We start from the raw sequence: 22,794 nt of genomic DNA, 5'->3' as shown, positions 1-22,794 counted from the left end.
ACGTGGGCGTTCAGCGCCCCACCATGTTCGCCGGCACCACCCACTGGTCGAACTGCTCGGCCGTGACGTAGCCGGAAGCCATGGCGGCCTCGCGCAGGCTGCTGCCTTCTCTGTGGGCCTTCTTGGCGATGAAGGCCGCCTTGTCGTAGCCGATGTGCGGGTTGAGCGCGGTCACCAGCATCAGGGAACGCTCCACCAGTTCGGCGATGCGCGCGCGGTCGGGTTCGATACCGACGGCGCAGTGGTCGTTGAAGCTCCTCATGCCATCGGCCAGCAGGCGCACGCTCTGCAGGAAGTTGTGCGCCACCATGGGTCGGAAGACATTGAGTTCGAAGTTGCCCGAGGCGCCGCCGATGTTGATGGCGACGTCGTTGCCCAGTACCTGCGCGACCAGCATGGTGAGCGCTTCGCTCTGTGTGGGGTTGACCTTGCCCGGCATGATGGACGAGCCCGGCTCGTTTTCCGGAATGCGGATCTCGCCGATGCCGCTGCGCGGCCCGCTGGCCAGCCAGCGCACGTCGTTGGCGATCTTGTTCAGGCTCACCGCCAAGGTCTTGAGCGCGCCGTGCGCATGCACCAGCGCATCCACCGAGGCCATGGCCTCGAACTTGTTGGGCGCTGTCACAAAAGGCAGTCCGGTGAGCGCGGCGAGCTCCGCCGCCACCTGTTCGGCATAGCCCTTGGGCGCGTTCAGGCCGGTCCCCACCGCGGTGCCGCCCAGCGCCAGTTCGCACAGATGGGGCAGCGCATCGCGCACGTGCCGCTCGCCCTGTTCCAACTGCGCCACCCATCCTGAAATCTCCTGGCCCAGCGTCAGCGGCGTGGCGTCCTGCAGGTGGGTGCGGCCGATCTTGACGATGCCGTCGAACGCGAGCGCCTTCTGCGCCAGCGTCTCGCGCAGTCGCTGCAGCGCCGGCAGCAGGCGCCGCACAATGGCTTCCGCCGCCGCCACGTGCATGGCGGTGGGAAACACGTCGTTGCTGGACTGGCTGCGGTTCACATCGTCGTTCGGGTGCACCAGCCGCCCTTCCCCACGCGGGCCGCCCAGCAGCTCGCTGGCGCGGTTGGCCAGCACCTCGTTGACGTTCATGTTGGTCTGCGTGCCCGAGCCGGTCTGCCAGACCACCAGCGGGAATTCGGCCTCGTGCCGGCCGGCGATGATCTCCTCCGCGGCCTGAACGATGGCCTGGGTCTTGCGCGCGTCCTGCAAGCCCAGCGCGTGGTTGACCGCCGCCGCCGCGCGCTTGACCTGGGCCAGCGCGTGGATGATCTCGCGCGGCTGGCGTTCGCCGGAGATGTCGAAGTTCTGCAGCGAACGCTGCGTCTGCGCGCCCCAGAGGCGGTCGGCCGGGACCTCGATCGGGCCAAAGGTATCGTGTTCGGTGCGGGTGTTCATGGGGAGCGGACTCCTTTCTTCATTCGGGTAAGTCGCCGGTGTCCGGCGGACCTTTGCGGCGCCGCTTCCAGAGCGTGGTGCGCGAGATGCCCAGGCGGCGCGCCGCCTCCGAGACACGCCCGCCCGACAGCGCCAGCGCGCGATCGATCTGGTCCAGTTCGGCCTGCTCGCGGGCATCGGCCAGGGTCTCCGGTGCCACCGGCATGTCCAGCCGCTGCTCGGGGAACAGGTCCTGCGGCGTGATGCCATCACCGTCGACCAGCGCCACCGCGCGCTCGATGCGGTTGCGAAGCTCCCGCACATTGCCCGGCCAGGCATGGCCCTGCAGAGCCGCCAGCGCCGCCTCTTCCAGCACCAGACCGGGCATGCCGTTGCGCGCGGCGGCCTCGCGCAGGAAGCGCTGCGCCAGCGGCACGATGTCCTCGCGGCGCTCGCGCAGCGGCGCAATGGTCAGCTCCACCACCGCGAGCCGGTAGTACAGGTCTTCGCGAAACGCCTTGCTGGCCATGCGCTCGTTCAGGTCGGCGTTGGTAGCGGCCATGAGGCGGCCACGGAACCGCTGTTCGGTGCGGCCACCCAGGCGGCGAAACACCCCGTCCTGCAACACCCGCAGCAGCGCGGTCTGCAACCGGGCGTCGAGTTCGCCGATCTCGTCCAGGAACAGTGTGCCTTCGCCGGCCTCCTCGAAATAGCCCGCGTGCGCGGCGACCGCTCCGGTGAAAGCCCCACGCTCGTGGCCAAAGAACTGGCTCTCCATGAGCTCGCGGGCGATGGCGCCGCAGTTGACCGCCACGAAGGGCTGTGCCGCGCGCGGTGAGTGGGCGTGCATGTACCGCGCGGCCACCTCCTTGCCCACGCCGGTCTCGCCGCGCAGCAGCACCGGCAGATCGCGCGCGGCCAGGCGGTGCAGGTCGCGCGCCAGCGCCTCGGACGCGGCCGAGCCTCCGCCCGGCATGCCCTCGGTCGCAGCGGCCGGTTCGCTGGCCAGCGCGCGGATCCGCGCCACCACCGCATCCATGTCGTACGGTTTGGTGAGGTAGTCGTCGGCGCCGGCCCGCACCAGCCGCACCGCCTGGCCGATGTCGGCGAACGCGGTCACGAACAGGATGGGCGTGTCGCCCAGGTAGGGCATGGCGCTGCGGTAGAGATCCTCGCCGGACCCGTCGGGCAGGCGGATGTCGGCCAGCACAAAGGCCGGCCGGCGCAGCCGCAGCGCGGCCATGGCCTGGGCGCTGGTCTCGGCCCAGCGCACCTCGAAACCCTCCAGGCGCAGGCGTTGGCTCACCGCGCCGCCCAGCACGCGGTCGTCTTCGATCAGCAGGATGTCGTTCATGGGTCTCGGGATTCCAGCGGCAGTTCCAGCGTGATGTGGGTGCCACCCTGCGAGTGTGCATCCACCGCGACCCGGCCCCGCAGTTGCTGCACCAGACGCACGATGACGGCCACGCCAAGACCCGTCTGCCCGGCGTGCGGCAGGCCTCGGCGCAGGCTGTCGGCCACGTCTTCGGCCATGCCCTTGCCCTGGTCGATCACCTCCAGCACCAGCGCGCGCGCCTCGCGCCGCACGCGCAGCAGCACCTCGCCTCCGGGGGCCGTGGCGCGCACGGCGTTGATGAGCAGATTGAGCAGCACCTGCCGCACCTCGGTGGCCGCCACGGGCAGTTCCTCGGGCAGGCCGGGCACGGCCTCCAGCCGCACACCGACACCGCGCTGGCGTGCATCGGCGGCCACCAGCCGCTGGACGTCCTGCAGGTCCTGCAGGCGCAGGCGGCGTTCACCGCTGCCGGGGCGGTGCGTGGTGAGGGTGGCGTCCACCACCTCGCCCAGCGCAAGCACGCCGCGCTCGATGAAAGCCAGTGCGTCTTCGCGGGCATCCGGCCGGTCGCCGAACTTGCGCAGGGTCTGAATGGCGGTGACCATGCCCCCCAGCGGATTCCGCACCTCGTGTGCCAGCGTGGCCGCCAGCCGGCCCAGCACGGCCTCGCGCTCCTGCTCGGCCAGCAGGGCCTGCATGGCCTCGCGCTCGCGCGCATCGTCGGCCATGCGGTTGACCGCCCGCATCAGCCGCGCCGACTCCGGGTCGCTGGCCTGTATCAGCGCCGCCGGAATCGCCTGCCCTTCCTGCAGGCGCTGCGTCACCAGCGCCACCGGACGCTGCATCTGTCGTGCGACCAGAAAACCCAGCAGCGCACAGGCCACGCTGACGGCCAGGTCCAGCAGCACCAGCCGCCAGCGCAGACCCTCGCGCTGCTCTCGGAAGGCCGAGACGTCCAGGTTGGCCAGCACACGGTGTTCACCTTCGAGCGTGCGCCAGACCCAGATGCTCTGGTCCTCATCCGCCAGACGCGCGCCGCGAGCGGTGTCCGGTAGTTCCTCCGGCCAGTCCGCATCGGGCGGCAAACTCTCGCGGTCGGCGCGCGCCAGCGTGCCGCCTCGCGCGTCCAGCACCACCAGGCGGCGGTCCTGCACGCCCACGCTGACCGCCAGCGAGCGCTCCAGCACGCTGCGCACAGCCTCGACGTCTGCCGTGCGCAACGCCGGCTGCAGCGCGGCCGCCAGGCCGTCCAGGTAGACCTGGCCCACGCCAGCCATCTGGGACTCGAACTGGCGCGAGACGCTCTGCAGCGCCACCTGGGTGGTGCCGATGGCGGCGGCAAAGATCATCACCGCCACCACCAGCGGCAGCCGCACGGTCAGCGGCAGGCGGCGGTAGGCGGCGAGCACGGCATGGGGAGCAGGCATGGAGGAGAGGGCGAACGGTTGGATGGCCGACAAGCCCTCACCTTACCAGCCCGTCATCCCCCCAGGACCCGCAGTGGCCTCTGCGCGCGCCAGCGCAGGCGACGCACCACGTCCACCCGCTGCGCCAGGACGCCCTGGTCGAACCAGGCCTGCGGCGCCACGGCCACCACCGTGTCCGCGCTGGCCATGGCGTGCAGCAGCCGGCGCGGGCGCCCTTCCTCCAGCCGCACCGACCAGACCAGGCCGGCGTCGTTGGCGGCCTGCTCGAAACGCTGGATCACATCGGCGGCGGCCTGGCGCGCCTGCGTCAGGCGCCGCTCCCTCATGCGCTGGGCGTAGGTCAGCGCGCCCAGGGGAACCGGACCGACGTTGGCCAGGCGCGGCGTGTCGATGATGGCCACGCCGCACAGCTCGGCGCCCTGCTCGCGCGCCAGCGCCACGGCGTCCCCGATCGCGCGCGCCATGCACGGCCCTTCGGTCAGCGCGAGCACCACCCGCCGCACCGTGGGCGCGGTCGCTGGGCCGAAGCGGCCGCGGGGCAATACGTCGCGCAAGTGGTCTTCCGTGGTGCCGCGCCACAGCGGCGCACCACCAACGTAGCCCGCGCGCCCGAGCAGGTGGCCCGCCACAGGCGTGGTCAGCAGCAGAAAGACAATGGCCAGCAGCACCTTCACCCAGGTGGCCAGGCTGCCATCGGCCACGGCCACCCCCAGCAATACCAGGCCACTGCCCACCACGCCGGCTTTGGTGGCGGCGTGCATGCGCATGAAGAAGTCCTGCAGGCGCAGCACGCCGGTTGCCGCCAGCAGGCACACCAGCGCGCCGGCGACGAGCAGGCAGGAAGCCACCCAGGTGTTCATGGCATGTCCTCCTCGCGGATCGATCCGCGCTCGATGAAGGCGGCGAACGCGACCGTCGCCAGGAAGCCGATCAGCGCCACACCGAGCGCGATGTCCACAAAGGCCGTGCTGTCGGCCACCAGGGCGGCCAGCGCCGCGGCCGCCACGCCCAGCAGGCCCAGCATGTCCAGCGCGACCACACGGTCCGCAGGATGCGGACCGCGCACGATGCGCGCCCCCGCGGCCAGCATGGCCAGCAGCAACAGCAGGGCCGTCAGCCCCAGCACCCAGTCGGGCAGGATCATGGTGCACCTCCTTCCACCTCGCCCAGCGCGGCGCGCACGCGGGCCTCGAAGCCTTCGACGATCTGCGCCACGGGATCGCCCTGCAGGTTCATGACGTGCGCGTACAGGACGCGCCGGTCGGCGCTCACGTGCAGGCTGGTGGTGCCAGGCGTGAGCGTGACCATGTTGGCCAGCAGCGCGATGCCGGCATCGCTGCGCACCGTCAATGGCACCGCGACGATGCCGCTGCGCGCGGCGCGCTGCGGGCGGAGCACGGTCAGCGCGACCTCGCGCACCGAAAGCACGAGCTCGCGCAGGAAGATGCCGGCCAGCGCCAGCCAGTTCCACAGGGCACGGATTCTTCTCATGGGCTTGCCTCCTGGCCGAGCACGGCCTCGATGTAGCTGGCGGGCACCAGCAACTGGTCTGCCGCCCGCAGGGAAAACTCGATGAAGGGCTCGGTGGCCAGGCCGATGGTCAGCGTGATGGCCGCCAGCCCGGTGATGGGCAGCAGCATGGCCAGGCGCGTGCGGGGCGCGGCCTTCCAATGGGCCACCGCCTGCGCCGACTGCGGGGTGGCGGCCTTCCAGAAGGCTTCGTTCCAGATCTTCACCATCGAGTACAGGGTGAGCACGCCCACCGCCAACGCCACGCCGCCCAGCACCATGTGGCCGGCGTCCAGGCTGGACTTGACCACCACGTACTTGGCCCAGAAACCCGAAAGCGGCGGCACCCCCGCCAGCGACAGCGCGGGCACCGCGAACAGCAGCGCCAGCAGTGGCGCGCTGCGGTGCAGGCCACCCATGGCCTTGAGGTCGAAGCTGCCGCCGGCCAGGCGCATGGCGCCGGCGACGAGGAACAGGTTGGCCTTGACCACGATGTGGTGCACCACGTAGAGCACCGAGCCGGCCAGCGCCAGCGGCGTGGCCACGGCCAGGCCGACCAGCATGTAGCCGATCTGGCTGATGATGTGGAAGGAGAGGATGCGGCGAACGTCAAAGTGGGCCGCCGCCCCGAGCACGCCAGTGACCATGGTGAGGGCGGCCACCACGCCGATGATGGGCCCGGTGAAGCCGGCGTCGCCCGCGAAGAGCAGCGTGAAGCTGCGCAGGATGGCGTAGACGCCCACCTTGGTGAGCAGCGCGGCAAAGATGGCCACCACCGGCGCACTGGCGGTGTGGTACGCGGCAGGCAGCCAGAAGAACAACGGAAACAGTGCGGCCTTGGACCCGAAGGCGATCAGGAACATCACCGCCAGCGTGCTCACCAGGCCCTGGTTTTCCACACCGGGCAGCGTGCGCGAGAGGTCGGCCATGTTCAAGGTGCCGGTCAATCCATAGAGGAAGCCGACCGCGATGAGGAACAGCGTGGTGGCCACAAGGTTGAGCGTCACGTACTTGACGCCAGCGTCGAGCTGGGCACGTGTCCCGCCCACCACCAGCAGGCCGAAGGAGGCGATCAGCATGATCTCGAACCAGACATACAGGTTGAAGAGATCGCCCGTCAGGAAGGCCCCGCAGACGCCCAGCAGCAGCCCGTGGTAGAGCGGATGAAAGAAGGCACGCTCGCGCTCGCGCGCACCGTCCACCAGCGCATAGACGGAGACGGCCACGGCCATCACGGCGGTGATCAGCACCATCACCCCGGCCAGCAGATCGGCGACGAAGGTGATGCCGAACGGCGCGGACCAGGTCCCGAACTGGGTGGCCAGCACGGTCCCGTCGAAGACCGCCGCCAGCAACGCCACAGACGCCGCGAGCAAGGCCAGGCTGCCGGCCACGCTGGTCCAGCGCTGGACGCGAGGCAGGTCCCGGAGCAATGCGCACAGCACCAGCGTGGCCAGCGGAATGGCCACCGGCAAAGTGAGCAGCAGGTGGGCGCTCATGCTCGGGGCTCCGCTTCGCGCATGGCGTCGGTGTCCAGCGTGCCCAGACGCTGGTGGGCCTGTTCGAACAGCACCACCGCATAGGCCACGAGGGCAAAGGAAATCACGATCGCGGTGAGGATCAGCGCCTGCGGCAACGGGTTCGCGCTGACGGCAATCAGCGTTTCGCCTTCCGCCACCAACGGTGGCACACGCGATTCGAGCCGGCCGGCGATGAAGATGGACAGGTTGGCGGCATTGCCCAGCAGCAACAGGCCCAGCACGATGCGCAGCACGTTGCGCGACATCAGCAGGTAGGCGGCGATGGTGGCCATGAAACCGAACGCCAGTACGAAGAAGAATTCCATCAGTCGTCCAGGTAGTGCGAGAGAAACACCAGCACGGCGCCCAGCACCGCCAGATAGACACCGATGTCGAACACCAGCGCCGTGCCGATCACGAAGCCGCTGTCCCACACCGCCCACTGGTGGGTGAGAAAGGGCTGCCCCATCAACAGGGCAGGCAATCCCGAGAGCAGCGCCAGGGCCAGGCCGATGGCGGCCAGGCTGCCTGGCGGTATGCGCAGCAGCCGCAGCAGGCGGGCCCGCCCACGCGGCAGGGCGTGGATCGCGAAGCCCGCAGCCGCCATGAGGCCGCCGACGAATCCGCCGCCGGGTTCGTTGTGGCCGCGCCAGAGCAGGAACAGCGAGAACAGCAGAGCCACCGGCAACACCAGTTGGCCGCACATGCGAAGGATCAAGGGATTCATGAGCGCACCTCCTCGCCATGGGCCCGGCGCGCGCGCACGCTGGCGATCGCAGCGGCGGCGGCCAGCGCCGCCAGGGCCAGCACCGTGATCTCGCCCAGGGTGTCGAGCGCACGGAAGTCCACGATGATCACGTTGACCAGGTTGCGACCGTGCGCCTCGGGCACGCTGGCGGCTCGGAAAAAGTCGGACAGCCGCGCGTCAAAGGGCGATGCCACCACCGCCAGCAGCACCAGCGTGGCCATGAGGCCGAACGCGATCGCCGCCAGCGCATCGCGGCGGCGTTCGCCGGACCGCCGGGGATCGACCTCGTGAAACGGCATGCGCCCGACGATGGCCAGCAGGATCACGATGGCCAGCGCCTCCACCGAGAACTGCGTGAACGCGAGATCGGGCGCGCCACGGAAGAGAAACACCAGCGCCACCAGAAAGCCCACCATGCCCGCCGTGACGATGCCGGCCATGAAGCTGCCGGCACGCAGCACCGCCGCCGAGGCCAGCACCAGCAGGACCGACAGCGCGACCTCCGCGCCCACATCGGCCCAGCGCGGCCAGGCCACCGCGGCGCCGCCCTGAAGCCAGAGGGTGAGCAGCACACCCAGCGCGGTCACGGCGAAGAAGCTGCCGAGGTAGCGCCGCAGGCTGCCGGTCTGGATGCGCCGCGTCTGCCACGCAGCCACGCGTTGCAGGCCAGTGATCAGGCGGTCATAGGCCCGGTCGGGTCCGAGCCGGTCCATGGCTTCGCGGCCCGCCAGCCATTGGCGCAGCGCGGGCCAGACCCGCAGCGCGAGCGCGCCCAGCGCCAGGGTCAGCGCACTCAACGCCAGCATGGGCGTGAAGCCATGCCACAGCGAAAGGGACGGCGTCACCGGGTGCCCGGCCACGGCGCTGGCCGCCGCGCCAAGCAGCGCCGCGGGCCACTGCGGCAGCAGGCCCGCCAGAAGACCGAGCACGGCCAGCACCACCGGGCCCAGCCACATCGCCAGCGGCGGATCGTGAGGCTGCCCTGGCACGGGACGCGCCGGACCGAAGAAGCACTTCAGCGCCACCACGCCGGCCACCAGCACCATGCAGGCGTTGGCCAGCAGCGCCACGGCCGTCAGCCACCATGCACCACCCAGTGTGGCCTCGTAAACCAGCTCTTTGCCCATGAAACCCACGAACGGCGGCAGCCCTGCCATGGACAAGCCGGCCAGCAAGGCCACGGTGGCGGTCAGGGGCATGGCTCGCCGCAGGCCGCCCAACTGCGTGGCGTCGCGCGTCCCGCAGGCGTGGTCCACGATGCCCGCCACCATGAAGAGGCAGGCCTTGTAGAGCGCATGCCCCAGCAGAAAGGTCACCATCGCGCTCAGGGCCACGGGATGCGGCAACCCGATCAGCGTGACCAGGGTGCCCAGGGACACCACGGTGGAATAGGCCAGCAGCCGCTTGAGGTCGCTGGCGCGCAAGGCCAGCAGCGTGCCGGTGAGCATGGTGAGCAGGCCCGCTGGCAGCAGCAGCGCACTCCACAGCGCGTGCTCACCCAGCGCCGGATGCAGGCGCGCCAGCAGGTACACGCCGAGCTTGACCATGGTGGCCGAGTGCAGGTAGGCGGACACCGGCGTGGGCGCAGCCATGGCATTGGCCAGCCAGGTGTGCAAAGGCGCCTGCGCCGATTTGGCGAAAGCGCCGATCGCCACCAGGGTGATGAAAGCCGGGGCGTGCGGATGCGCGACCAGCGTGGGGCCCTGCGCCAGGATGTCGCTGATGCGCAAGGTGCCCGCCGCGCTGCCGAGCAGCACGATGCCAGCCAGCATGGCCAACCCACCGGCGACCGTGATCAGCAGACCCTGCTGCGCCGCGCGCCGGGAAGCGGCCTTCTCCGGCTCGTAGCCGATCAGCAGAAAGGAGGTCAGGCTGGTCAGTTCCCAGAACACCAGCAGCGCGATGAGGTCGTCGGCCAGTACCGCGCCCAGCATGGCGCCCATGAACAGCGTGAGGAAGGCGTAGAAGCGCGGCAGCCCCGCGTCGCCGTGCAGGTAGCTCGACGCGTAGAGAAAGATGAAGCTGCCGATCCCGGTGATGAGCAGCGCGAACAACAACGACAAGCCATCCAGCCGCAGGGCAAACTCAATGCCCAGGCTGGGAATCCAGGCATGCTGCTCCAGCACCACCTGGCCGGCCACGATCTCGGGCAGCCAGCCCAGGAAGGCAAGGAACAGCCCGGCCGGCAACAACGCCATCCAGGGTGCCAGACCCCGGCGCACCACGGTGGGCGCCAACCAGCCGGCGGCCAGCGTGGACAGGACGAGAGTGACAAGCATCACGGCAACAGGTCTCCTTGTGAAGCCTGTCTTCGCAAGCGCCGTGCCGACCTGCCCTGTCTACGCGAGCCTTTAAAATCAATGACTTGCGTGAACACGCCGGCCCGACGTGTTCAGTTTTCGCAACCGGTGCGGCGGCGCTGTTCACCCCGGTGAACAGGCCTGCTTCGCTACACTGGCGGGCGCTTTCCCTTCAACACCTTCCAGGCCCTCTCCCCATGACCACCACGATCCAGCGCGACGACCTCGTCGAGAGCATCTCGGCCGCCCTGCAGTACATCAGCTACTACCACCCCGCCGACTACATTGCCCACCTGGCCCGCGCCTACGAGCGCGAGCAGAGCGCCGCCGCCAAGGACGCGATCGCGCAGATCCTGACCAACAGCAAGATGAGCGCCACCGGCCACCGGCCGATCTGCCAGGACACCGGCATCGTCAACGTGTTCATCAAGGTCGGCATGGACGTGCGCTTCGCGGGTTTTGACGGCAGCCTGGAGGACGCCATCAACGAAGGCGTGCGCCGCGGCTACAACCACCCCGACAACATGCTGCGCGCCTCCGTCGTGGCCGACCCGCAGTTCGCGCGCAAGAACACCAAGGACAACACGCCCGCCGTCATCTTCACCGAGATCGTGCCTGGCGACAAAGTCGACATCACCGTCGCGGCCAAGGGCGGCGGCAGCGAGAACAAGAGCAAGATGGTGATGCTCAACCCGAGCGACTCGGTGGTGGACTGGGTGCTCAAGACCGTGCCCACCATGGGCGCTGGCTGGTGCCCGCCGGGCATGCTGGGCATCGGCATCGGCGGCACCGCGGAGAAAGCGGTGCTCATGGCCAAGGAAAGCCTGATGGACGACCTGGACATGTACGAGCTGCAGGCCAAGTCCGCCAAGGGCGAGAAGCTCAGCCAGGTCGAGGTGTTGCGCCTGGAGCTGTACGAGAAGGTCAATGCGCTGGGCATCGGCGCCCAGGGCCTGGGTGGCCTCACCACGGTGCTGGACGTCAAGATCAAGATGTACCCCACCCACGCGGCCAGCAAGCCCGTGGCCATGATCCCCAACTGCGCGGCCACGCGGCACGCCCACTTCGTGCTGGACGGCTCTGGCCCGGTGTACCTGAGCGCGCCTTCGCTGGACCTGTGGCCCCGCATCGACTGGGCGCCCGACTACAACAAGAGCAAGCGCGTCAACCTCGACGCCCTGACCAAGGAAGAAGTGGCCAGTTGGAAGCCGGGCGACACGCTGTTGCTCAACGGCAAGATGCTCACCGGCCGCGACGCCGCGCACAAGCGCATCCAGGACATGCTGGCCAAGGGCGAGAAGCTGCCGGTGGACTTCACCAACCGCGTGATCTACTACGTCGGCCCAGTCGATCCGGTCAGGGATGAGGCCGTGGGACCGGCCGGCCCGACCACCGCCACGCGCATGGACAAGTTCACCGACATGATGCTGGAGCAGACCGGCCTGATCGCGATGATTGGCAAGGCCGAGCGCGGCCCCGTGGCCATCGAGGCGATCCGCAACCACAAGAGCGCCTACCTGATGGCCGTGGGCGGCGCCGCCTACCTGGTGTCCAAAGCCATCAAGACCGCGCGCGTGGTCGGCTTCGAGGACCTGGGCATGGAGGCCATCTACGAGTTCGATGTGGTCGACATGCCCGTCACCGTGGCGGTGGACGCCGGTGGCACCAGCGCGCACATCACCGGCCCGGCCGAGTGGCAGCAGCGCATCGCCACCGGGGAGTTCAAGGGCATCAGCCTGGCCACCGCTTGAAGACCGTCGGCGTGTTCGACAGCGGGGTCGGCGGCCTGAGCGTGCTGCGCGCCCTGCTGGCCGACATGCCGGATACGCGCTTCGTCTACGTGGCCGACAGCGGCCACGCACCCTATGGCGAACGCGAGCCGGCCTTCGTCGAACAGCGCTCGGCCTGGATCACGGACTGGCTGCGCCAGCAACACGCCATCGACACCCTGGTGGTGGCCTGCAACACGGCCACGGCACTGGCCATCGATGCGTTGCGGCGTCGGCACCCGGACCTGCCCGTGGTGGGCGTGGAGCCTGCCCTCAAGCCGGCGGCCGCGCTCAGCCGCAGCGGCCATGTGGGCGTGCTGGCCACTCGCGGCACCCTGGGCAGCGAGCGCTTCCGTCGCTTGCAGGAACGCCTGTGCGCCGACGCGCCGCATCCGCTGCGCTTCACGTCGCAGGCGTGCGATGGCCTGGCCGACGCCATCGAACGCCACGAATCCGCCACGATCGAGGCGCTGTGCGAACAGCACCTGGCGGCGCTGCATCGCAATGCCTCCGACGGCCCGCCCATCGACACCCTGGTGCTGGGGTGCACCCACTACCCTTTTGCCATGGCCACCTGGCAACGGCTCTGCGGCCCGGGTGTGCAGTTGGTGGACACCGCCACCGCCATCGCGCGGCGCACGCGCGAGGTGCTGCCCGGTGGCAGCACCGTCGCCCAAGGGCAAAGCCCGCTGCTCTACAGCAGCGGCCCGCCGGACGACCTGACGCGGGCGGCTCAGCGCTGGCTCGGCCTGACGCAGGCCGCACGCTCACTGGGCGGCGGAGAGGCCGGCTGAATCGGCGGCGGCCCGACCGCGCGCCATGTTCACCGGCAGCAGCAGCACCAGGCCCAGCACGAACAGCACCGCCGTGCAGCCAATGGCCAGGCGCTGGTTGCCACCCGTCATCCAGGTAATGGCGCCGTAGCTCAGCGGCCCGGCGATGCTGGCCACGCGCGTGGCGAAAGTCCACAGGCCAAAAAACTCGGCCAGTTGTGCCGCAGGCGCCAGCATGCCGGCCATGGCGCGGCCGGCCGACTGGCTGGACCCCATACACACGCCGGCGATCACGGCGGCGTACCAGAAGCCGCCCTTGGTGGTGGTGACGGCGGCGATGATGCAGGTCGCCATCCAGCCAACCAGCGTGATGCCCAGCGCCAGCTTGTGCCCCAGCCGGTCCTGCCAGTGGCCGAAGGCCAGCGCGCCCAGTGCGGCGGCGATGTTGAGCACGAAGATCAGCACCATGGTTTCCTGCTGCACGAATCCGATCACCTGCTCGGCATAGATCGCCGCCAGCGCAATGGCCACCGCCACGCCGCCCTGGTAGGCCGCCACGCAGGCCAGCAGCCACATGAAGTCCTGGTAGCGCCGCGCCTCCCGAAAGGTCTGGCGCAGGCGCTGAAACGACTCGCGCAGGCCGACAGAGCCCGCCGCCCCGGCCTGCGGCACGGCGCGTTCTCGCAGCAGCGCCAGGGTGAACAGCGCGGCCAAGGCGAACACGGCCGCCGTGATCCACATGGTCACCGGCACGAACTGTTCCGCCTTCTGGCCCTGGCCCTGGGCCCAGAGCACGTACGCCAGGCACAGGCCCAGCGCCAACATGCCGCCCACGTAGCCCAGGCCCCAGCCCCAGCCGCTCACGCGGCCCATGGCCTGCGGGCGCGCCAGCTCGGGCAGGAAAGCCGCCACCAGCGATTCGCCCCAGGCATAGAACACGTTCGAAACAATGAGCAGCACGACCCCCAGCACGACCGCGCCAGGCCCGACCAGACCCAGCGCCGCGGTAGCCAGCACGCAGCCTGCGGTGGTCAGCATCAGCAGCCGTTTTTTTGCGGCGTGCTGGTCGGCCCAGGCGCCCATCGCGGGACTGGTGAGCATCACGATCAGATGAGAGGCACTCAGCGCCGCCGTCCAGGCAAAGGTCGCCCAGTCGGCCCCGCCGGCCACCGCGCCGACGAAGTACGCGGCGAACACCGCGGTGATCACGACCGTGGTGTAGCCCGAGTTGGCGAAGTCGTACATCGCCCAGCCGAACACCTCGCGCCTGCGCACGCCGGGGTTCAGGGCACCGCTGTCGGAAATCTCAGCGCTCCACCACGCCGCGGCACCCGGCGGTCGACCTGGAAAACCCCGTCTCGCTGCTCCAGCGCGGCCCCCCGCTTGCAGAGAGAGGGCACCGGAGGCAACGCGGGAAGCGCTTCATCTCAATGCAGGTGGCGAGGCTTGCGCGGCCCGCCATGGCCGGAGGAGCCCCCAAAGCCGCGCGGCGGCTTGCCCAGTTGCATCGAGCTGACCAGCGCGTCAAAGCGCTGGGTGAAGAGCTTGTCGATGGAGGCCACCACCTCACCGAGCTCGGACTGGTCGAAGTGACGCTCCATCACATGCAGCACATCCTGCACCAGCAGGTCGCGCTGCACCTGCATGATGGCCGCCGGCGTGGGGCCGACGAAGCACATCAGGAAGTCGTCCCGGGCCTCTTCCTCGGAGGATTCGTCTTCCTCGTCGTACTCGGCGTCGTAGAAGGAGACTTCCAGCGGGGCCCCGGCCGCGGCGATGTCGTTGAGCCCCATGCAGGCCTCCTCGATCACCTGGCGGAAGTCCTCGTCGCCCGGTACCGTCCAGCAGATCTGCAGCAGATGGGCTTCTGCGTCGAAGCGGATGCCGGGTTCGTCCTCGTAGCTGCTCTCGGCTGCGGCGGCCAGGGAGCGCGCGCCCGCGTACTGCCACAACGGCTTGAGTGCGTCCTGGATCTGGCCATAGGCCACGTCCTCGCGCAGCGGCACGTCGCCGTGAACGTGGATCTCGAAGGGCGCGTTGTATCGGGTCATGGAAACTCACTGTACCGGCGAAACCGGAAAAAACCTAGGCCCCGGCGGATGGGCAGAACCTCTGGTGCCTCGAAGCGGACTCGAACCGCTAAGTCGTTTTCACGACGAGGGATTTTAAGTCCCCTGTGTTTACCCATTTCACCACCGAGGCGGGTGGGGCATTGTCGCAGGTCGCTCAGCGCGGCTGCCCTGCGGGAGCCGCGCCCAGGCGCCAGAGCACCGCGCCGGCGCACAGCCACTGCACCAGCACCATGGCACTGCCGACGCCATGCCAGAAGCGCAGATCGCCGCCGCTGGCCCGCGCGGTGACGATCTTCTGTGCCACACCGAACTCCTGCAGCAGCGCCAGCAGCATGGCCAGGAGCACGAATCCCATGGTGGTCAGCGCCTCTGCCGCGATGACCGGCCGCTCGTCGCCGCCAGGCGCCTGCGTGCCGCGCAGGAGCAGCAGCAACGCCACGCCGATCAGCAGCCCGGCCCAGCATTGCAGGGAGAAGATGCGCGCCGCCACGGGTCCAGCCACCGCCGGACTGCCCAGGCTGGCGAACAGCAGCGGCACCGCCAGAAAGCTCAGCGCCGTGATGCCGCCCCACCAGAGGGCGGCGAGAAACAGGCTCAGGCGCTGGCGCAGCATCAGGCGTAGCGCACAGCCACGATTTCAAAGCGCTTGGTGCCACCCGGCGCCTGCACCTCGGCCACGTCGCCCTCTTCCTTGCCGATGAGGGCGCGGGCGATCGGGCTGCTGATGTTGATCAGGCCCTGCTTCAGGTCGGCCTCGTCCTCGCCGACGATCTGGTAGGTCACGGCGGTGCCGCTGTCCTCTTCCTCCAGCTCCACCGTGGCACCGAATACCACCTTGCCGCCGGCATCCAGCAGAGAGGGGTCGATGACCTGGGCAGCGGAGAGCTTGCCTTCGATCTCGGCGATGCGGCCCTCGATGAAGCCCTGGCGGTCCTTGGCGGCGTCGTACTCGGCGTTCTCGCTCAGGTCGCCCTGCGCGCGCGCCTCGGCGATGGCGTTGATGACCCAGGGTCGGTCCACGGTCTTGAGGCGGTGCAGTTCCTCCTTGAGCTTCTCGGCGCCGCGCTTGGTGATCGGAATGGTGGCCATGTGTCGTGTCTCCAAAAGCAAACCGCCGGGCGTTGCCGCTCGGCGGTGTTCATGAAGACGGATTATGCCGTGAAAGATTCCGCCACCCAACCCGGGGCGCCGGACGGCCCGGCTCAGTCCCGGCCCGCCTCCTCGATCTTGCGCGCCAGCAGCGCCGGGTCGGTGAAGCACAGTTCGTGGCTGCCTGGACAAGCGACCAGGCGGTACAGGCCCAGACGCTCGGAGAGACGGGGGTGCCAGGGCAGGCTGTGCGGCATGGCCGTGTCCTCGGTGCACAGCAGGTAGCTCTTGCCCATGGGCTTGGCGGCGAGTTCGGTCTGCAGGACCACGGGCTCGGTAAAGGTGCGGTACGGCTGCGGGTTCAGTTGCTCATAGGCGCTGCGGGCCAGCGCGGCGTCGGCATCGTTGATGAAGGCCTCGCGCCAGATCGGGTACGGCAGCATGACCGCATTGCCGTTGGCTTGCGCGATGCCATCGAAAAGGGCCTTGTAGTGCGGCGGCACCATGTCGTTGAGGCATTCGCCGCTGAGCGGCACGAATGCCACCCAGTACACCAGCCGGGCGATGCGTTCGGGCACCATGTCGGCCACCTTGCTGATCACCATGCCGCCGTAGCTGTGCCCCAGAAGGCGCACGTCGCGCAGGTCGTGCTGCACGAGGTAGTCCACCACCGACTGCGCGGCGTCGCCGAGGCCCGAAGTGGCTCGGTCATCGCCTGGCCGGTTGCCGGCCAGCGTGGGGCAATGCACCGTGTGGCCGCGAGCGCGAAGGTGCCGGGCCACGGGTTCGAACTCGGCACCGGTGTGCCAGGCGCCGTGCACGAGAACATAGGTATCTGCCATGTCATGTCTCCTGAAGGAAAAGCCGCCACGCCCCTCGGCACGGCGTGCGCATGAGCTTAGGCAGATGGAGGCCTCGGGAATGGCGGATGTGTGCCAGGCCAATGGCCTGCGCGTGCCAGGCAGTGGCAGCCCATCAGGCGGGCAGGTGCCGCCGACGCCAGCTCGACGGCGCGATGCCGTGCTGGCGCTGGAACTCGCGCGCGAAATGCGAGGCATCGACGTAACCGCAGCGACGCCCGATCTCCGCCACGGGTACCGTGGCCAGCCGGGCCTGGCTCAGCAACTGAGCCGCCTGCGCCAGGCGGAGGTGGCGCAGGTGCTGGGCGAAACTGGTCGCACCTGCGGCGTAGGCCCTGTGCAAGGTGCGCAGGGACACGCCCAGCCGGTCTGCCACACGCTGGGCGGTCAGACCCGGTTCCCCGAGAGCCTCGCGCTGCAAGGCCTGTGCGCGCTGCAGCAGATCACGGCTGGCGGGTCCGGGCAATGGCACCTGCCCTGGCTCGATGGCCGCCGCCAGCATGGCACCCAGTTGGTCGCACAGGAGGCCTTCCGGGTATTGAGCGGCCAGCAGCGGCTCGTGCGCGAACTGCAACGACAGCCCTGAGAGCGCCCTGCCCCAGCCCTGGTCGCGGAAAGCCACGCGAGGCGCCGGGTCATCGACCCGGGTCAGCCATTCCCCCACCCAGGCGCGCGGCAATTGGATCGACATCACTTCCACCGACACCGGAAAGTGCAGTTCGTAGCGCTGGGCCGAATCCACCAGCACCGCGTCACCAGGGCGCAGGGAGATGTGGCGACCACCCTGCCGCACATGCCAGGGCGTCTGCCGATGGGTGATGAGATAGAAGGGGTAACGCTGGCCACGGGCGATCCCGGCACCCGTGCGGTAGACGTCCTGGGAGGACGCCTCGACCTGGTTGAAGGACAGCGGCCCGGCCTCCACGCTGGTGAGGTGCCCGTCAAAAACGGCGGCTTCCCGGGAGCTGCAGTCCATTTCCAGGAAAGCCTCGCAGATCGCGCCGACCCAGTAGTCGAGCCGGCCCTCGGGGTCCACCTCATCGGTGGACCACCGCCGGGCCCGATCCGGAAACCTTGCAGCCTCGCCCACGTCCATGGGCCCGAATGTAGCGCGGCCAGCGGCGTGCGCGCAAACCCTCGGCCGGCCGGCGCCGGGCTCAGAGCTGCGCGTGCATCTCCTGGACCGAGATCACGTCGAGCTTGTCGAGGTACTTCATGCCTTCGACAGCGGCCTCGGCCCCGGCGATGGTGGTGAAGGTGGTCACCCGGGCCAGCAGCGCGGAGGTGCGAATGGCGCGCGAATCGGCGATGGCGTTGCGGCGCTCTTCCACCGTGTTGATCACCAGCACGATGTCGCCGTTCTTGATCGCGTCGACGATGTGAGGACGGCCCTCGGTGACCTTGTTGACCGTCTGCACCGCCACGCCGGCCGCGCTGATGGCGGCTGCCGTGCCGCGCGTGGCGACGAGTTCGAACCCCATCTCCACCAGTTGGCGGGCCACTTCCACCGCACGCGGCTTGTCGCCGTTCTTCACGGTCAGGAACACCTTGCCAGAGGTCGGCAGCTTGGTGCCCGCGCCAAGCTGGCTCTTGACGAAAGCCTCGCCGAAGGTCTTGCCCACCCCCATGACCTCGCCAGTGGATTTCATCTCCGGGCCGAGGATGGTGTCCACACCGGGGAACTTCACGAACGGGAACACCGCCTCCTTGACGCTGAAGTAGGGCATCTGCACCTCGGCGCCGATACCCTGGGCGTCGAGCGACTGGCCGGCCATGCAGCGCGCGGCCACCTTGGCGAGCTGGATGCCGGTGGCCTTGGACACGAAGGGCACGGTGCGAGAGGCGCGCGGATTGACCTCGAGCACGAAGATCACATCCTTCTTCACGCCGTTCTCTTCCACTTCCTGGATCGCGAACTGCACGTTCATCAGGCCCACCACGTTCAGGCCTTCGGCCATGGCCGCGGTCTGGCGCTTGAGTTCGTCCACCGTCGCCTTGCTGAGGTAGTACGGCGGCAGCGAGCAGGCGGAATCACCGCTGTGCACGCCGGCCTGCTCAATGTGTTCCATCACACCGCCGATGAAGACACGGCCGGTGGCATCGCGCACCGCATCCACGTCGCACTCGATGGCGTCGTTGAGGAAGCGGTCCAGCAGCACCGGCGAATCGTTGCTCACCTTGACCGCCTCGCGCATGTAGCGCTCCAGGTCGCGCTGCTCGTGCACGATCTCCATGGCACGGCCGCCGAGCACATAGCTGGGGCGCACCACCAGCGGATAGCCGAGCGCGGCGGCCTTGTCCAGCGCCTCGGGTTCGGCGCGCGCGGTGGCGTTGGGCGGCTGGCGCAGGCCCAACGTATGGAGCAACTGCTGAAAGCGTTCGCGGTCTTCGGCGGCGTCGATCATGTCCGGGCTGGTGCCGATGATGGGCACGCCCGCGGCCTCCAGGCCCAGCGCGAGCTTCAGCGGCGTCTGGCCGCCGTACTGGACGATCACGCCCAGCGGCTTTTCCTTGTCCACGATCTCCAGCACGTCTTCCAGCGTGAGCGGCTCGAAGTACAGGCGGTCGCTGGTGTCGTAGTCGGTCGAGACGGTTTCGGGGTTGCAGTTGACCATGATGGTCTCGTAGCCGTCTTCGCGCATGGCCAGCGCGGCGTGCACGCAGCAGTAGTCGAACTCGATGCCCTGGCCGATGCGGTTGGGCCCACCACCCAACACCATGATTTTCTTGCGGCCGGTCGGCTCGGCCTCGCACTCACCGTCGCCATGGCCTTCGTAGGTCGAGTACATGTAGGCGGTGTTGGTGGCGAACTCGGCCGCGCAGGTGTCCACGCGCTTGTAGACCGGGCGGATGTTCTCCGCGATGCGGCGCTCGCGCACCGCCTTGTCGCTGGTCTTCAGCAGCTTGGCCAGGCGGCGGTCGGAGAAGCCCTTCTTCTTGAGGCCGCGCAGGGTGTCGGCATCGATCGCGTCCAGGCTGGTCTTCTCCAGCGCGAGTTCGATCTTCACGATCTCCTCGATCTGCACCAGGAACCATGGGTCGATCTTGGTGAACTGGTGCACTTCCTCCAGCGTCCAGCCGGCGGCAAAGGCATCGCCCACGTACCAGATGCGGTCGGGCCCGGGCTCGCCGAGTTCGCGCTCCAGCGTCTCGCGGTCCTGGGTCTTCTCGTTCATGCCATCCACGCCCACCTCCAGGCCGCGCAAGGCCTTCTGGAACGACTCCTGGAAGGTGCGGCCCATGGCCATGACCTCGCCCACGCTTTTCATCTGCGTGGTCAGGCGGCTGTCTGCGGTCGGGAACTTCTCGAAAGCGAAGCGCGGGATCTTGGTGACCACGTAGTCGATGCTGGGCTCGAAGCTGGCCGGCGTGGCACCGCCGGTGATCTCGTTGCGCAGCTCGTCCAGCGTGTAGCCCACGGCCAGCTTGGCCGCCACCTTGGCGATGGGAAAGCCCGTGGCCTTGGAGGCCAGCGCCGAGGAGCGCGAGACCCGCGGATTCATCTCGATCACCACCATGCGCCCGTCCTTGGGGTTGATGGAGAACTGCACATTGGAGCCGCCGGTGTCCACACCGATCTCGCGCAGCACCGCCAGGCTGGCGTTGCGCAGGATCTGGTACTCCTTGTCGGTCAGCGTCTGGGCGGGGGCGACGGTGATCGAGTCGCCAGTGTGCACGCCCATGGGGTCCAGGTTCTCGATCGAGCAGACGATGATGCAGTTGTCCGCCTTGTCGCGCACCACCTCCATCTCGTACTCTTTCCAGCCGAGCAGCGACTCCTCGATCAGCAGCTCGTTGGTGGGCGAGGCCTCCAGGCCGCGCTTGCAGATGGTCTCGAACTCTTCCGGGTTGTAGGCGATGCCACCACCGGTACCACCCAGCGTGAAGCTGGGGCGGATCACCACCGGGAAGCCCACGCTCTTCTGCACGCTCCAGGCTTCTTCCATGCTGTGGGCGATGCCCGAGCGCGCCGAGCCCAGGCCGATCTTGGTCATCGCGTCCTTGAACTTCAGCCGGTCTTCGGCCTTGTCGATGGCTTCGGGCGTGGCGCCAATCAGCTCCACGCCGTGCTTGGCCAGCACGCCATGGCGCCAGAGGTCGAGCGCGCAGTTCAGCGCCGTCTGTCCGCCCATGGTGGGCAGGATGGCGAAGCCGCCCTGGGTGAGGGGACGCTCCTTGGCGATGATCTTCTCCACCGTCTGCCAGGTGATGGGCTCGATGTAGGTGACGTCGGCCGTGGCCGGGTCGGTCATGATGGTCGCGGGGTTGCTGTTGATCAGCACCACACGGTAGCCCTCCTCCCGCAACGCCTTGCAGGCCTGGACGCCGGAGTAGTCGAACTCGCAGGCCTGTCCGATGACGATGGGCCCTGCGCCGATGATGAGGACGGTCTGGATGTCTGTTCTTTTGGGCATGGTTCGCGGTGGGTTCGCGCCGGCTCAGGCCTGGCGCTGGGTATCCAAAGTATTGAGCAGTGCCTGCACGCGCGCGGCGGGCACGTTCTTCTGCATCAGCTGAATCAGGCCGTCCCCTTCGATCATGGGGCGCAGCACCTCGACCTCGGCGTCGTAGAAGCGTGCGTCCCAGGCCGACAGTTCGGCGTTGAAGGTCTCGTCGTCCCAACCCTTGCCCTTGACCAGCAGCGTGACCAGCGGCATGGCCTTGTTCTCGATGAAGGCCTTGCGGTAGGGCTTCTGCGCCCAGCGCTGCGCGAACCATTCGCGGTGCGGTGATTCCAGCGTGAGCATGCGCCGGGCGATCGCCTTCTCGATGGTGTGGATGGGAAAACTGAAGAGCTTCATGCGGCTTCAGGCGGCGGCGCTGGCGCGGGCCTGCATCAGGTCGATGAAGCGGTCGAACAGGTAGCCGATATCGTGCGGCCCCGGTGACGCCTCGGGATGGCCCTGGAAGCAGAAGGCCGGCTTGTCGGTGCGGGCCAACCCCTGCAGCGTGCCGTCGAAGAGGCTCACGTGCGTGGCGCGCAGGGTCGCAGGCAGGGTCTTCTCGTCCACGGCGAAACCGTGGTTCTGGCTGGTGATCGAGACGCGACCGTTGTCCAGGTCCTTCACCGGGTGGTTGGCGCCGTGGTGGCCGAACTTCATCTTGAAGGTCTTCGCGCCGCTGGCCAGCGCCATGATCTGGTGGCCCAGGCAGATGCCGAAAGTGGGCACGCCGCTGTCGATGATCTCGCGCGCGGCGGCAATCGCGTAGCCACAGGGCTCCGGGTCGCCAGGGCCGTTGGAGAGGAACACGCCGCTGGGCTTGAGCTTGAAGACATCGGCGGCCGGTGTCTGGGCTGGCACCACCGTGACCTTGCAACCGCGCGCACTCAGCATGCGCAGGATGTTGTGCTTGACGCCGAAGTCGTACGCCACCACGTGGAAGCGCGGTGCGATCTGTTCGCCATAGCCGAAGCCGAGTTGCCATTCGGTCTGGGTCCAGGCGTAGGGCGCGCTGGCCGACACCACCTTGGCGAGATCGGTACCCGCCATGCTGGGTGCGGCCTTGGCAGCGGCCACGGCCTGCGCGCGGTGGGCCTCGGTGATCGCCTGTCCGGCCGGCAGGGCCAGAATGCAGCCGTTCTGCGCACCGTGCGTGCGCAGCCGCCGCGTGAGCGCACGGGTATCCAGGTCGGCGATGGCCACGGTGCCCTCGCGTTGCAGGTATTGGGTGAGGGTTTCGGAGCTGCGGAAGTTGGAGGCCAGCAGCGGCAGGTCTTTGATGATCAGGCCGGCCGCATGGATGCGGCTGGCTTCGACGTCTTCGGCGTTGACGCCGGTGTTGCCGATGTGCGGATACGTCAGCGTGACGATCTGCTGGCAATAGCTCGGATCGGTGAGGATTTCCTGGTAGCCGGTGATGGCGGTGTTGAACACCACCTCACCCGAGGTCTGGCCGGCAGCGCCAATGGAAATGCCTGTAAAGACCGTGCCGTCGGCGAGCGCGAGAAGGGCTTTCGGGTGGACGGGAAGCACGGAATTCTCCAGAAGGTTGGCTGCAAGGTCCTCGCGCCGGC

21 protein-coding genes and 1 tRNA gene are annotated in these 22,794 nt (G+C 68.7%); 2 read left to right on the top strand and 20 right to left on the bottom strand.

What is annotated here, in order from left to right:
* Positions 1-10 precede the first annotated feature (10 nt).
* Genes fumC through mbhE form a run of 10 tightly spaced genes read right to left on the bottom strand, consistent with a single transcriptional unit; the run spans position 11 to position 10,194 of the window.
* Positions 11-1,396, bottom strand: coding sequence for a class II fumarate hydratase (gene fumC / locus KIT53_RS03705; RefSeq protein WP_297747809.1), 1,386 nt, complete (start codon positions 1,394-1,396; stop codon positions 11-13).
* A gap of 19 nt (positions 1,397-1,415) precedes the next feature.
* Positions 1,416-2,729, bottom strand: a complete 1,314-nt coding sequence (locus tag KIT53_RS03700) for a sigma-54 dependent transcriptional regulator (protein ID WP_297747806.1) — start codon at positions 2,727-2,729, stop codon at positions 1,416-1,418.
* Positions 2,726-4,171, bottom strand: a complete 1,446-nt coding sequence (locus KIT53_RS03695) for a HAMP domain-containing sensor histidine kinase (RefSeq protein ID WP_297747803.1) — start codon at positions 4,169-4,171, stop codon at positions 2,726-2,728. The genes KIT53_RS03700 and KIT53_RS03695 overlap by 4 nt, the downstream gene beginning before the upstream one ends.
* 20 nt (positions 4,172-4,191) lie before the next feature.
* Positions 4,192-4,998 carry a monovalent cation/H(+) antiporter subunit G gene (mnhG, locus tag KIT53_RS03690; protein ID WP_297747800.1) on the bottom strand — a complete coding sequence of 269 codons (807 nt, stop codon included), beginning with the start codon at positions 4,996-4,998 and terminating at the stop codon, positions 4,192-4,194.
* Positions 4,995-5,282: a monovalent cation/H+ antiporter complex subunit F gene (locus tag KIT53_RS03685; protein ID WP_297747797.1), complete on the bottom strand. Its 288-nt coding sequence runs from the start codon at positions 5,280-5,282 to the stop codon at positions 4,995-4,997. Before KIT53_RS03685 ends, mnhG begins: the two co-directional genes overlap by 4 nt.
* Entirely contained in the window at positions 5,279-5,629 is a 351-nt protein-coding gene (locus tag KIT53_RS03680) for a Na+/H+ antiporter subunit E (RefSeq protein ID WP_297747794.1), read from the bottom strand. Before KIT53_RS03680 ends, KIT53_RS03685 begins: the two co-directional genes overlap by 4 nt.
* The gene (locus KIT53_RS03675; protein ID WP_297747792.1) at positions 5,626-7,146 is read right to left on the bottom strand and encodes a Na+/H+ antiporter subunit D; all 1,521 of its coding nucleotides are present in this window, start codon (positions 7,144-7,146) and stop codon (positions 5,626-5,628) included. The genes KIT53_RS03680 and KIT53_RS03675 overlap by 4 nt, the downstream gene beginning before the upstream one ends.
* Entirely contained in the window at positions 7,143-7,493 is a 351-nt protein-coding gene (locus tag KIT53_RS03670; RefSeq protein WP_297747789.1) for an NADH-quinone oxidoreductase subunit K, read from the bottom strand. The genes KIT53_RS03675 and KIT53_RS03670 overlap by 4 nt, the downstream gene beginning before the upstream one ends.
* The gene (locus KIT53_RS03665) at positions 7,493-7,894 is read right to left on the bottom strand and encodes an MnhB domain-containing protein (RefSeq protein WP_297747786.1); all 402 of its coding nucleotides are present in this window, start codon (positions 7,892-7,894) and stop codon (positions 7,493-7,495) included. Before KIT53_RS03665 ends, KIT53_RS03670 begins: the two co-directional genes overlap by 1 nt.
* The gene (gene mbhE / locus KIT53_RS03660; protein ID WP_297747783.1) at positions 7,891-10,194 is read right to left on the bottom strand and encodes a hydrogen gas-evolving membrane-bound hydrogenase subunit E; all 2,304 of its coding nucleotides are present in this window, start codon (positions 10,192-10,194) and stop codon (positions 7,891-7,893) included. The genes KIT53_RS03665 and mbhE overlap by 4 nt, the downstream gene beginning before the upstream one ends.
* A 218-nt stretch (positions 10,195-10,412) precedes the next feature.
* Between mbhE and KIT53_RS03655 the strand changes: the two genes are divergently transcribed.
* Both KIT53_RS03655 and murI read left to right on the top strand, forming a co-directional pair.
* A complete protein-coding gene (locus tag KIT53_RS03655; RefSeq protein ID WP_297747780.1) occupies positions 10,413-11,966 on the top strand; it encodes a fumarate hydratase in 1,554 nt (517 codons plus the stop codon).
* Complete coding sequence (murI, locus tag KIT53_RS03650) at positions 11,963-12,778, top strand: glutamate racemase (RefSeq protein ID WP_297747777.1); 816 nt, start codon at positions 11,963-11,965, stop codon at positions 12,776-12,778. Before KIT53_RS03655 ends, murI begins: the two co-directional genes overlap by 4 nt.
* Here murI and KIT53_RS03645 read toward each other — a convergent pair.
* From KIT53_RS03645 to carA, 10 genes are all read right to left on the bottom strand, one after another.
* Entirely contained in the window at positions 12,752-14,002 is a 1,251-nt protein-coding gene (locus tag KIT53_RS03645; protein WP_297747989.1) for an MFS transporter, read from the bottom strand. The genes murI and KIT53_RS03645 overlap by 27 nt on opposite strands.
* Before the next feature lie 182 nt (positions 14,003-14,184).
* Positions 14,185-14,808: a DUF6806 family protein gene (locus KIT53_RS03640; protein WP_297747774.1), complete on the bottom strand. Its 624-nt coding sequence runs from the start codon at positions 14,806-14,808 to the stop codon at positions 14,185-14,187.
* A 62-nt stretch (positions 14,809-14,870) separates the two neighbouring features.
* A tRNA-Leu gene (locus KIT53_RS03635) sits at positions 14,871-14,959 on the bottom strand.
* Positions 14,960-14,983: 24 nt separating this feature from the next.
* Positions 14,984-15,442, bottom strand: coding sequence for a DUF4149 domain-containing protein (locus KIT53_RS03630; protein WP_297747771.1), 459 nt, complete (start codon positions 15,440-15,442; stop codon positions 14,984-14,986).
* On the bottom strand, positions 15,442-15,918 hold the full coding sequence (gene greA, locus KIT53_RS03625; protein ID WP_297747768.1) for a transcription elongation factor GreA: 477 nt from the start codon (positions 15,916-15,918) through the stop codon (positions 15,442-15,444). The genes KIT53_RS03630 and greA overlap by 1 nt, the downstream gene beginning before the upstream one ends.
* Positions 15,919-16,031: 113 nt before the next feature.
* On the bottom strand, positions 16,032-16,760 hold the full coding sequence (locus KIT53_RS03620) for an alpha/beta hydrolase family protein (protein WP_297747765.1): 729 nt from the start codon (positions 16,758-16,760) through the stop codon (positions 16,032-16,034).
* Positions 16,761-16,893: 133 nt separating this feature from the next.
* Positions 16,894-17,874 carry a helix-turn-helix domain-containing protein gene (locus tag KIT53_RS03615; RefSeq protein ID WP_297747762.1) on the bottom strand — a complete coding sequence of 327 codons (981 nt, stop codon included), beginning with the start codon at positions 17,872-17,874 and terminating at the stop codon, positions 16,894-16,896.
* 61 nt (positions 17,875-17,935) lie between these two features.
* A complete protein-coding gene (gene carB, locus KIT53_RS03610) occupies positions 17,936-21,193 on the bottom strand; it encodes a carbamoyl-phosphate synthase large subunit (protein ID WP_297747759.1) in 3,258 nt (1,085 codons plus the stop codon).
* A 24-nt stretch (positions 21,194-21,217) separates the two neighbouring features.
* On the bottom strand, positions 21,218-21,580 hold the full coding sequence (locus tag KIT53_RS03605; RefSeq protein WP_297747756.1) for a hypothetical protein: 363 nt from the start codon (positions 21,578-21,580) through the stop codon (positions 21,218-21,220).
* Between the two features lie 6 nt (positions 21,581-21,586).
* Positions 21,587-22,753 carry a glutamine-hydrolyzing carbamoyl-phosphate synthase small subunit gene (carA, locus tag KIT53_RS03600; protein WP_297747753.1) on the bottom strand — a complete coding sequence of 389 codons (1,167 nt, stop codon included), beginning with the start codon at positions 22,751-22,753 and terminating at the stop codon, positions 21,587-21,589.
* Between the last annotated feature and the right edge of the window lie 41 nt (positions 22,754-22,794).

The sequence above is a fragment of the Hydrogenophaga sp. genome, from assembly GCF_026125785.1.
Lineage (GTDB): Bacteria > Pseudomonadota > Gammaproteobacteria > Burkholderiales > Burkholderiaceae_C > Hydrogenophaga.
The sequence above is the reverse complement of the archived record's forward strand: the minus strand, read 5'-3'. Positions and strand labels throughout refer to the sequence as shown.